The organism is Pseudomonas sp. P4_B4 (genome assembly GCF_056402255.1).
Genome location: NZ_JBFUHS010000003.1, coordinates 391,307 through 401,874, shown reverse-complemented (window position 1 = coordinate 401,874; position 10,568 = coordinate 391,307). Strand labels below are relative to the sequence as shown.

At 58.4% G+C, this 10,568-nt stretch carries 8 protein-coding genes and 2 pseudogenes; 6 read left to right on the top strand and 4 right to left on the bottom strand.

Annotated features, from left to right (window positions below; translation table 11 throughout):
* Window positions 1–259: 259 nt before the first annotated feature.
* A pseudogene (gene tnpC / locus AC1DVE_RS06305) lies at window positions 260–851 on the top strand (IS66 family transposase); the annotation flags it as partial.
* A gap of 27 nt (window positions 852–878) precedes the next feature.
* Here tnpC and AC1DVE_RS06300 read toward each other — a convergent pair.
* Together AC1DVE_RS06300 and AC1DVE_RS06295 are read right to left on the bottom strand one after the other, a co-directional pair.
* A complete protein-coding gene (locus tag AC1DVE_RS06300; RefSeq protein ID WP_223458198.1) occupies window positions 879–1,385 on the bottom strand; it encodes a GrpB family protein in 507 nt (168 codons plus the stop codon).
* A gap of 347 nt (window positions 1,386–1,732) precedes the next feature.
* A complete protein-coding gene (locus AC1DVE_RS06295) occupies window positions 1,733–1,915 on the bottom strand; it encodes a hypothetical protein (RefSeq protein ID WP_223458196.1) in 183 nt (60 codons plus the stop codon).
* A 131-nt stretch (window positions 1,916–2,046) separates the two neighbouring features.
* Between AC1DVE_RS06295 and AC1DVE_RS06290 the strand changes: the two are divergent.
* Window positions 2,047–2,160, top strand: a pseudogene (locus tag AC1DVE_RS06290) (cell wall hydrolase); the annotation flags it as partial.
* Between the two features lie 24 nt (window positions 2,161–2,184).
* Here AC1DVE_RS06290 and AC1DVE_RS06285 read toward each other — a convergent pair.
* A complete protein-coding gene (locus AC1DVE_RS06285; RefSeq protein ID WP_223458195.1) occupies window positions 2,185–3,267 on the bottom strand; it encodes a 2OG-Fe(II) oxygenase in 1,083 nt (360 codons plus the stop codon).
* A gap of 205 nt (window positions 3,268–3,472) precedes the next feature.
* Window positions 3,473–4,036, bottom strand: a complete 564-nt coding sequence (locus tag AC1DVE_RS06280) for a TetR/AcrR family transcriptional regulator (protein WP_223458194.1) — start codon at window positions 4,034–4,036, stop codon at window positions 3,473–3,475.
* A gap of 148 nt (window positions 4,037–4,184) precedes the next feature.
* On the opposite strand from AC1DVE_RS06280, the gene AC1DVE_RS06275 reads away from it, so the two are divergent.
* The 4 genes from AC1DVE_RS06275 to AC1DVE_RS06260 all read left to right on the top strand — a co-directional run bounded on the left by AC1DVE_RS06275 (window position 4,185) and on the right by AC1DVE_RS06260 (window position 10,494).
* Window positions 4,185–4,478: a LysR family transcriptional regulator gene (locus AC1DVE_RS06275; protein WP_477783842.1), complete on the top strand. Its 294-nt coding sequence runs from the start codon at window positions 4,185–4,187 to the stop codon at window positions 4,476–4,478.
* Window positions 4,479–4,630: 152 nt separating this feature from the next.
* On the top strand, window positions 4,631–5,872 hold the full coding sequence (gene mexE, locus AC1DVE_RS06270) for a multidrug efflux RND transporter periplasmic adaptor subunit MexE (RefSeq protein WP_477783841.1): 1,242 nt from the start codon (window positions 4,631–4,633) through the stop codon (window positions 5,870–5,872).
* Window positions 5,873–5,884: 12 nt separating this feature from the next.
* Window positions 5,885–9,076, top strand: coding sequence for an efflux RND transporter permease subunit (locus AC1DVE_RS06265; RefSeq protein WP_223458188.1), 3,192 nt, complete (start codon window positions 5,885–5,887; stop codon window positions 9,074–9,076).
* The gene (locus tag AC1DVE_RS06260) at window positions 9,076–10,494 is read left to right on the top strand and encodes an efflux transporter outer membrane subunit (protein ID WP_477783840.1); all 1,419 of its coding nucleotides are present in this window, start codon (window positions 9,076–9,078) and stop codon (window positions 10,492–10,494) included. Before AC1DVE_RS06265 ends, AC1DVE_RS06260 begins: the two co-directional genes overlap by 1 nt.
* Window positions 10,495–10,568: the final 74 nt, after the last annotated feature.

Here is a 10,568-nt window from a genome sequence, read left to right as displayed (position 1 = left end):
TGGACACAACCCACATCTACGCGGAAGTCGATCTCGAAATGAAGGCCAAGGCGCTTGCATGTTTGGACGTGACAAATGTGCCTAAGGCTGTGCGCCTGCGACCGAATTCAGCATCTCTCATGGCGTTCATGCGGGGGTTGTAGCATGAATTTATGTGCCACTTTTTGCGCCGGACTCCCGATTGGGAGGCGGCGCCCCTTACCCCCGCAACATAACTCAGGCCGCAACATAACCAGCGTTATGAGTTGCAAAACATAATGCCGGCTACAAGGCAGGCTTTGAGCTGGGCGTTACGGAAATCGGCTGCATGGCGCATGCGCGCCGCAAGTTCTTCGATTTACACGCGACCAACAAGAGCCAGATTGCCGAAAAAAGCGCTGCACTACATCGCAGCCTTGTACGAAGTTGAGCGAGAGGCGCGCGAACTGGAGCCGGATATCCGGCAGTGCATACGGCAGGACAAAGCAGGGCCGATCATCGACGCACTTCATACGTGGATGATCGCTCAGAGGCAGCTTGTGCCTGAGGGATCGGCCATCGCCAAAGCGTTGGATTACAGCCTCAAACGCTGGATAGCGCTGACGCGCTTTCTCGATGACGGCGATGTGCCTATCGATAACAACCGGTGCGAGAATCAAATCCGGCCGTGGGCTCTTGGACGCTCGAACTGGCTGTTCGCGGGCTCGTTACGCAGCGGTAAACGTGCGGCGGCGATCATGAGTTTGATCCAGTCGGCGCGGCTCAACGGGCATGATCCGTATGCTTACTTGAAGGATGTTCTCACACGTCTGCCGACGCAGCGGGCGAGTGAGGTTGCTGAGCTGCTGCCGCATCAGTGGATACCCGTTTAGCTCTGGAGAACTGATATGAACACGGACTTAATCCCCTAGGTGCATATCCATCAAGGCGTCAATGTAGGGCGCCTTATGCGCGAGATATTCAGCAATGCCTCCCCGGTTGTTAGCTGCGAGCCGCAGCTTCAAATTCTGATATTGCTTGCGGATAGTGCTGTCTTCTCTCAACAGGTCGCGGAAACGTAACATTCGTGCAATCTGTTCATGACCAGCAACGCACACGTGTATTTTATGAGTTCTCGCCCCATCAACATCGCGACGATAAAAGTGGTGTCCGGCGGAAAGATCTGTTCCCCGCACATAGCCCAATGTACGCATGAACTCGCTACGAGCCGCCTCATTTATATGCTCCAACACCACAACCAAGATGTCGATTTCTGGTTTGGCAGAAAGCCCCGGAACGGCGGTGCTACCAATATGATGAGTTCCGATAAGCTCAGCACCGAAGCCCTCCGCTATTCGTCGGTTTTCGGCGGTAAAAAGTAGCGGCCACTGAGGGTTATATGGAGAGATTTCACTGGTGAGGGCCATCAGCTGTCCTTGCGTCATAGTCGAAGGGGTAGAAGATTAACCTCGGTTCAAAAATTTTGAAATTTCTCTGCGACAGCTGTGTTGGTAGACGGGTTTAGAAAGTCCCGACTGATTGTGATTTCGAGGGAGCGTCTTGGCCGGACGCTTACGCCGAGTTGCCTGGCTACCCACATTGGATTCTCGCCAGCAGATAGCATCATCGAGGCATAGGTGTGGCGATTCACTATGCCTGTATTCCTACGACTTCTTCATCATGCGTCGGGCGCTGTTTTCTGCCGTGGCTGCGGCACAGAGGCGATTGGCTGGTTTGAACGAGGTGTGCCGCAGGTGAATGCGGCACAGATAAATCAAGGTGTTGAGTACTCAAGATAGAGTTTCTCAAGCGCTTCCTGGTACTTATCTCCAGATAGAGTTTCTTTAAGTATCGCCACCGCATCGAGTGCCTTGACTGCGGCCATAGTTTCGTTTTCTCCCCGATTGCGGGCGCGAAGCCTGGCTGCTGCGTACACAGCTTCTTCAGTCGTTGGCATTGCTTTGCCCTCGAAGGATTGAACCTCACTGATAGTCTCAACCCGCCACAATTTCAAGCATTAGAGAACCCCTATGACAACCAGGTAACCCGACTGGGAGGCAATCGAAAGCGGTCACTGACGCCGAGATTATCGAAGAGGCGTCCGATCAAGCAGCTGTAATCCTCGCCCACTCGCTGTGGGGCGAGGCCCGCGGCGAATCCCTGACCGGCCAGATCGCCGTGGCCTGGACCATCCGCAACCGCACGAACAATTGTGTTGAGCACGAGTCAGCGGTCAAGAAATGGGAGATTCTCTTTTCGAACGACGCGAGCAGCATCATCGTATAGAAACGGGAGAAACATATAACGGCGACCTTGGGTTACAGGAGTGGCTTCGTGCAAAAGTGAACACGAAAACACCACAGCCCCTCCTGTTGGAGCGCTGTAAAGCGCTTTTCCAAACTCTGGAAAATGCAGAAAACCGCCTTCGTACTCTCCCGTATTAAGAAACAGGGAAACGGCAAAACGGCGATGCGCTGTTCCCTTCGTGGTGTTATCCCTATGGGGCCGGAAATGCCCGCCTTCATCGCTGTTGTAGCAGGCCACCAGATAGCGCTCCATTCGAGTGGCATTGAACTGGAACGCTTTATGTAGCTCTGGAAGCAAACGGTTGGCTATACGCAACGAACATGCTTTGGATAGAGCCTCGTCCTCAATATTGCAGTCACGACGTTGCTTGTGGCCATGGTCGGTGATGTGGACGGTTTTACCCGACTGCTCCACCATAAACCCGGATTCCTCTCCGCCACGTTCGTCGTAGTAACTTATTAGTGCTTTACACAGCTTGGGCTCAAATATACGGGGAATCACCAGGACTGGTGCGTGTGGAGTGGCGGCATGTGGCGGTGCCAGTGCGGGTAATCTATCCAGAAAACGCATTAAAGAGGGTACATGGTTATCAACCGGCGTCTCTATCGGGACGATGGCCAGGACACGTAACGCAGGATCCAGCACATAGGTCATTTGCCTGATGCTGCCGTCTATCTGCAATGTACCGTAGAGCTTACTGACTGACCGATCGAAGTCCCAGATGAAGCGCATGCCAGGTATCGAACTTTCTACCCGCTTGAGCTTTTCATCATCTGGATCTACGGAAACACCGAAGAAGCAGACGTGATCGTCATTGAACCGCTGGCGATGGGCCCGAACACCTTCCAGAACTTTAATTGATGCGGGATCAGCCGCAGAACCAAAAAAAGAAAGCACTACATACCGACCGGCAATAGTGTCGAAATGAAAGCGCTCTCTTTGTTGAGTGCGGCACTGGAACCAAGGGGCAGGTCCACCGACCGAAAACGCTGTGGCGCGCATCACAACTCCTTGCCGGTAGGCAGTGGATCGCTAGCAGGAAGAACTCCAGGCACTCGAAACTTGCAGGTAAAGCTAGTTCAGACTTGTTGAAGCTGCCTGGAGCGCTGATGGCGACTCCTCATTTATGACTTGTATCTCTGGTTTTTTGCAGAGCAAGGTGCGGTCTATCCGAGACACCCAGGGCTCTGGCAATCATCCAGGCTTATCAAGCCTCGGGGCTGGCAGGCCAGGCATTAATCACCGATTGCAGAAACTGCTCCGACAACCGAGGGTTGTCCAGGGCCCTGGCGATCAGTATGGCCCCGGTAATCGAGGACAGGATACGCAAGGCTTCCTCGTGCTTTTCATCATCGGTTTCGCCATCGACCAATGGCAGCAGCGTTTCGATCAGGGTCTGCACGCCTTGGGTGAACGAGTGGCTGATGGCACCGCCATTACGCGCGACATCGGCGCCCAGGGCGGGGATCGGGCAGCCTTCGGTCCAGTTGCTCAGGTGGCTTTGGCTCAAGTAACCCTTGAGCAGTTCAGGGATCGATTTAGCCGCTCGCCAGTCTTCGATGTTGGTTTCGAACGTGCGGCTGACCGCCTCTGACGCCAACTGCTCCTTGCCGCCGGGGAACTGTCCGTAAAAGCCGCCGTGGGTCAGGCCCACCGAGCGGGAAAGTTCGCCGATACCGATGCCATCAATGCCTTTTTCCCGGTACATCTTCGAGGCCGCGCCGAGGATCGCTTCCTTGTTGGCTGCTGCCTGGTCTTTCGTCACTTTCATGAGTGGGGTCCTGTCATCCGATGAGCGCCCTGGCAAATTTTTGCTGAGGGGCTGGTATTTATTATGATCGTAATATAAATTCGCGGCAATGGCTTTGCAGGTTCCGGGCCCGTGGCTCCAGTCAAAACATCTCACAGGGTGCTGACCCATGAAACGTAATGATCTGCGCAGTATCGACCTCAATCTGCTGGTGGTTTTCGAGGCGCTCATTCAGGAGCGCAATGTCTCCCGCGCCGCAGAAAAGCTTGCCCTGGGCCAGCCGGCGGTCAGCGGCGCATTGAGTCGATTGCGTACGCTGTTCAACGACCCTCTGTTTAAACGCATTGGCCACAAAATGGAACCGACCACCCGAGCCTTGCAGGTAGCGCAAACGCTTGGGCCCGCACTGGACTCCATTTGCTCGGTCGTCAGTCTGACGGCTTGCAGTAAAAAAACCGGTTAATTCATAGGCTTGATCTGAGTATTCATTTTTTTGTCCTTATACATGACGACCATCATTAATGATGATAACCAAGTTCACTCCGTTCAATTCGTCGCTGCCCCCTGTGCGGCCGAGAATTCTCCAACCCCTAAACCGTCAGGCGGACACCACCCATGGAACAGTCACTCAAACCTTTGCGTTATCCCCTTGCTGTCCTGACCCTGGCGGCCATCACTGCTTGCGGCCACGCACCCGATGCCGCCCAGGCGCCGGGTGCGCCGCCTGTCACGGTCGCCAAAGTGCTCGAGCAACCCATTACCGAATGGGATGAAGTCACCGCCCGTCTGGAAGCGCCGGAAACCGTCGTGGTTCGCCCGAGGGTCTCGGGGCAGATCGATCGTGTCGCCTTCACCGATGGCGAGTCGGTCAAGAAAGGGGATTTGCTGTTCCAGATCGATCCACGGCCGTTCGAACACGAAGTGCATCGCCTCGAAGCGCAGTTGCAACAAGCTCGCGCCACGCTGATTCGAACTGGCAATGAAGCGCAACGTGGCCAACGTCTGTTGAGTAGTAACGCGATCTCCGCTGAACTGGCCGACACGCGCACCACCACCGCCCAGGAAGCCAAGGCCGCGGTCGATGCCGTGCAGGCACAACTCGATCTGGCACGCCTGAACCTGAGCTTCACCCGCGTCACCGCACCGATCAGCGGCCGGGTCAGCCGTGCCGAAATCACCGCCGGCAACATCGTCACCGCCGACACCTCGGCGCTGACCAGCGTGGTCTCCACCGACAAGGTCTACGCCTATTTCGATGCCGACGAACGCCTGTTCCTCAAGTACGGCCAGCTCTCCCGTCAAGGCCAGCGCAGTCAATCCACGCCGGTGTACATGGGCTTGTCGAACGAGGAGGGCAATAGCCACCTGGGGCAGATGAACTTCGTCGACAACCAGGTCAATCCCAAGACCGGCACCATTCGTGGTCGCGCGGTGTTCGACAACACCGACGGCCAATACACCCCAGGGCTGTATGCCCGATTGAAACTGGTGGGCAGCGCGGCCTACGCCGGCCTGCTGATCAAAGACGAAGCGGTGGGCACCGACCTGGGCAAGAGGTTCGTGCTGGTGATCGACCAGGACAACAAGGCCGTGTACCGCAGCGTCGATCTGGGGCCGAAGCTCGAAGGCTTGCGCATCGTGCGCAGCGGTTTGCAGAAAGAAGACCGCATCGTCATCAACGGCCTGCAGCGGGTTCGTCCCGGCGCGGTGGTCGCGCCTCAGGACGCGCCGATGGCCGATGCGCAAACCGTCGCCACCCTGGCTCGTCAACGCCAGGCCATCGAGGCGGGTAATCAGCCCGCCGCTCCGTCCCCGGCACTGGTGAAAACGGATACAACCGTTTCGCCTCGCGGATAAAGGAACACCGTCATGAAGTTCTCACAATTCTTTATCACGCGGCCGATCTTCGCTGCGGTGTTGTCGCTGCTGATCCTGATCGCCGGCGCCATCGCGCTGTTCCAGTTGCCGATCAGTGAATACCCCGAGGTGGTGCCACCCACCGTGGTCATCCACGCCAACTACCCGGGCGCCAACCCCAAGGTCATCGGCGAAACCGTGGCCGCGCCACTCGAGCAAGCCATCACCGGCGTCGAGAACATGCTGTACATGTATTCGCAGTCCACGGCCGATGGCCGGCTCACCCTCACGGTGACCTTCGCCCTCGGCACTGACCTGGACAACGCCCAGGTGCAGGTGCAGAACCGCGTGACCCGGACCGAGCCAAAGCTTCCCGAAGAAGTGACGCGCATTGGTATCACCGTGGACAAAGCGTCGCCCGAGCTGACGATGGTGGTGCACCTGACCTCGCCGGACAAACGCTACGACATGCTGTACCTGTCCAACTACGCGATCCTCAACGTCAAGGATGAGCTGTCGCGCCTGAGCGGTATCGGTGACGTGAAGATGTTCGGTATTGGCGACTACTCGCTGCGGATCTGGCTCGATCCGAACAAGACCGCCTCACGCAACCTGACCGCGACTGACGTGGTCAACGCGGTCCGTGAACAGAACCGTCAGGTCGCTGCCGGCCAACTGGGCGCACCGCCTGCGCCCAACGCCACCAGCTTCCAGATGTCGATCAACTCCCAGGGGCGGCTGGTCACCGAGGAGGAATTCGAGAACGTGATTGTCCGCAGTGGTCCGGACGGCGAAATCACTCGCCTCAAGGACATAGCTCGGATTGAACTCGGTTCTAACCAGTACGCCCTGCGCGCCTTGCTCAATAACCAGGAAGCGGTGGCGATGCCGATCTTCCAGCGCCCGGGTTCCAATGCGATCGACGTCTCCGATCAGGTGCGGGCGAAGATGGCCGAGCTGAAGAAGAACTTCCCGGAAGGCATGGACTACGAGATCGTCTACGACCCGACCATCTTCGTGCGCAGTTCGATTGAAGCGGTGGTTCACACGCTGTTCGAAGCACTGATTCTGGTGGTGCTGGTGGTGATCCTGTTCCTGCAAACCTGGCGCGCCTCGATTATTCCACTGGTGGCCGTACCGGTGTCGTTGATCGGCACCTTTGCCGTGATGCATCTGTTCGGCTTCTCGCTCAATGCCCTGTCGCTGTTCGGTCTGGTGCTGGCCATCGGGATCGTGGTCGATGATGCGATCGTGGTGGTGGAGAACGTCGAGCGCAACATCGAGTTGGGCCTGGAGCCGATCGAGGCAACCAAGAAAGCCATGGGCGAGGTGACCGGGCCGATCATCGCCACGGCGCTGGTGTTGTGCGCGGTGTTTGTCCCTGCTGCATTTATCTCCGGATTGACGGGCCAGTTCTACAAGCAATTCGCCCTGACCATTGCCATCTCGACGGTGATCTCGGCGTTCAACTCCTTGACCCTGTCGCCGGCATTGGCCGCGGTACTGCTCAAGGCTCACGGTGCGCCGAAAGACCGTTTCTCCAAAGTCCTGGATCGTCTGTTCGGTGGCTGGCTGTTCAAACCCTTCAACCGCGTATTCGAAAAAGCCAGCCATGGCTATGTGGTTGCCGTCGCCAAGGTCATTCGTGGCAGCAGCGTGGCCTTGCTGGTGTATGCCGGGCTGATCGCCATGACCTACATGGGCTTCAGCACCACGCCGACCGGTTTCGTGCCGACCCAGGATAAAAAATACCTGGTGACCTTCGCGCAACTGCCAGACGCCGCCAGCCTTGATCGTTCGGAATCGGTGATCCGGCGCATGAGCAGCATCGCCATGAACGAGCCTGGCTTTGACAGCGCGGTGGCGTTCCCCGGTCTGTCGATCAATGGCTTCACCAACAGCCCGAACGCCGGTATCGCCTTTATCGGCTTGCGGCCCTTCGATGAACGCAAAGACCCGAGCCTGTCGGCTAAGGCGATTTCCGCTTCGCTGAACGCCAAATTCGGCAGCATTCAGGACGCCTACATCGCCGTGTTCCCGCCACCGCCGGTTCAAGGCCTGGGCACCATCGGTGGCTTCAAACTGCAGATCGAGGACCGCGGCAACCTGGGCTATGAAGCCCTGTACAAAGAGACCATGAACGTCATCGCCAAGAGCCGCAGCGTTCCGGAACTGGCCAATCTGTTCACCAGCTTCACGGTGAACGTGCCGCAGATCGACGCCGCTATCGATCGGGAAAAAGCCAAGACCCACGGCGTGGCCGTCAGCGATATCTTCGACACGTTGCAGGTGTACCTGGGCTCGCTGTATGCCAACGACTTCAACCGTTTCGGCCGCACCTATCAGGTCAACGTTCAGGCTGACCAGCAATTCCGCCTGGAACCGGAGCAGATCGGCCAGTTGAAGGTGCGCAACGATCATGGGGAAATGATCCCGCTCGCCACGTTCATCAAGGTCAGCCCGACGTCGGGGCCTGATCGGGTCATGCACTACAACGGCTTCATCAGTGCGGAAATCAACGGTGCGGCGGCTCCCGGCTTCAGCTCCGGCCAGGCCCAGAAAGCCATCGAGAAACTGCTCAAGGAAGAACTGCCCAACGGCATGACCTACGAGTGGACCGACCTGACCTACCAGCAGATTTTGTCCGGCGACACCGCGTTGCTGGTGTTCCCGCTCTGCGTCCTGCTGGCGTTCCTGGTGTTGGCTGCACTGTATGAAAGCTGGAGCCTGCCGCTGGCGGTGATCCTGATCGTACCGATGACCCTGTTGTCGGCGATTGCCGGGGTGATCATTTCCAAGGGCGACAACAACATCTTCACCCAGATCGGCTTGATCGTGCTGGTGGGCCTGGCGTGCAAGAACGCGATCCTGATCGTCGAGTTCGCCAAGGACCGGCAGGACCAGGGCCTGTCGCCACTGGATGCCGTGCTCGACGCCTGCCGCATGCGTTTGCGGCCGATCCTGATGACCTCGATCGCTTTCATCATGGGGGTGATTCCGTTGGTGACTTCCACCGGAGCCGGTTCGGAAATGCGCCGCGCCATGGGTGTCGCGGTGTTCTCCGGGATGCTCGGGGTGACCTTCTTCGGGCTGCTGCTGACGCCGGTGTTCTTCGTCCTGATTCGTCGCTACATCGAACGTAAAGCCGCGCGCAAGGCGGCCCGGGTTCACTCGCTCAACGTTATTGATTCGGAGGCACACTGATGAACGCTTTCAAGCTCTTCCTTCCCAGCCTCCTGGTCGCGGCATTGGCCGCCTGCACCGTAGGGCCGGATTACAAAACCCCGGACACGGCGCCTGCCCATGTCGTCTCGGCGCAAGGGGCCAACTACGATCAAACGCGTTTCGAAACGGTGTGGTGGCAGCAATTCGACGACCCCACACTGAATCAGCTGGTCGGCAAAGCGCTCAATGGCAACCGCGATTTGCGCGTGGCCTTCGCCCGCTGGAAAGCCGCCCGGGCCATCCGCGATGACGTCAGCAACGACAATCTGCCGGTGGTCACCAGCCGGGTCAGCAGCCAGCAGGGCAAGGCTCAAGTGCCGGGGCAGAGCGTGGATCGGGTCAACATCGAGCGCTACGATCTGGGCCTGGACATGGCCTGGGAGATCGACCTGTTCGGGCGCATCCAGCGTGAACTGGAATCCAGTGGTGCCCGGGAAGACGCCACGGCGGCGGACCTGTACCAACTGCGGGTGACCATGATCGCCGAGCTGGTGGACGCCTATGGTCAGCTGCGCGGTGCGCAACTGCGGGAAAAGATCGCCCTGGCCAACCTGAAGAATCAAAGCGAATCGCGCGCCGTGACGGTGAGCCTGCGTGACGCTGGCGTGGGTAACGAACTCGACGTGGTGCGCGCCGATGCCCGATTGGCGGCGGTCGAGGCGAGCGTGCCGCAACTGCAAGCGGAACAGGTACGCGACAAAAACCGCATCGCCACGCTGCTGGGCGAACGCCCGGACACCCTGAGCATCGACTTGAGTCCAAAGGACCTGCCGGCCATCGCCAAGGCATTGCCGATTGGCGATCCCGGCGAACTGTTGCGTCGGCGCCCGGATGTGCTCGCGGCAGAGCGCCGGTTGGCGGCTTCAACCGCCGATGTCGGCGTGGCCACCGCCGACCTGTTTCCACGGGTGAGCTTGAGTGGGTTCCTCGGGTTCACCGCGGGGCGTGGTTCGCAAATCGGTTCCAGTGCCGCCCGCGCCTGGAGCCTGGGGCCGAGCATCACCTGGGCCGCGTTTGACCTGGGCAGTGTGCGGGCGCGCATTCGTGGTGCAAACGCCGACGCCGAAGGCGCATTGGCGACCTATGAGCAACAGGTGTTGCTCGCACTGGAGGAATCGGAAAACGCCTTCAGCGACTACGGTAAACGCCAGCAACGCTTGCTGTCGTTGATCAAGCAAAGCGAGTCGAGTCGCGCAGCGGCTGATCTGGCGGCGACGCAATACAAGGAAGGGGTGGTGGACTATCTGGTGCTGCTGGACGCACAACGTGAGCGCCTGAACGCCGAGGATGCCCAGGCACTGGGTGAAACCGATCAGTACCGCGCCATTGTGGCGATCTACAAATCCCTGGGCGGTGGTTGGGACAGCGGCGATACCAGGCTGGCGAAAAACAACTGACAGGAGCGTAATTCCGTTCATTCAAGAGACAGAGCGAACAATAAAGAACCTGTGGCGAGGGAGCTTGCTCCCGT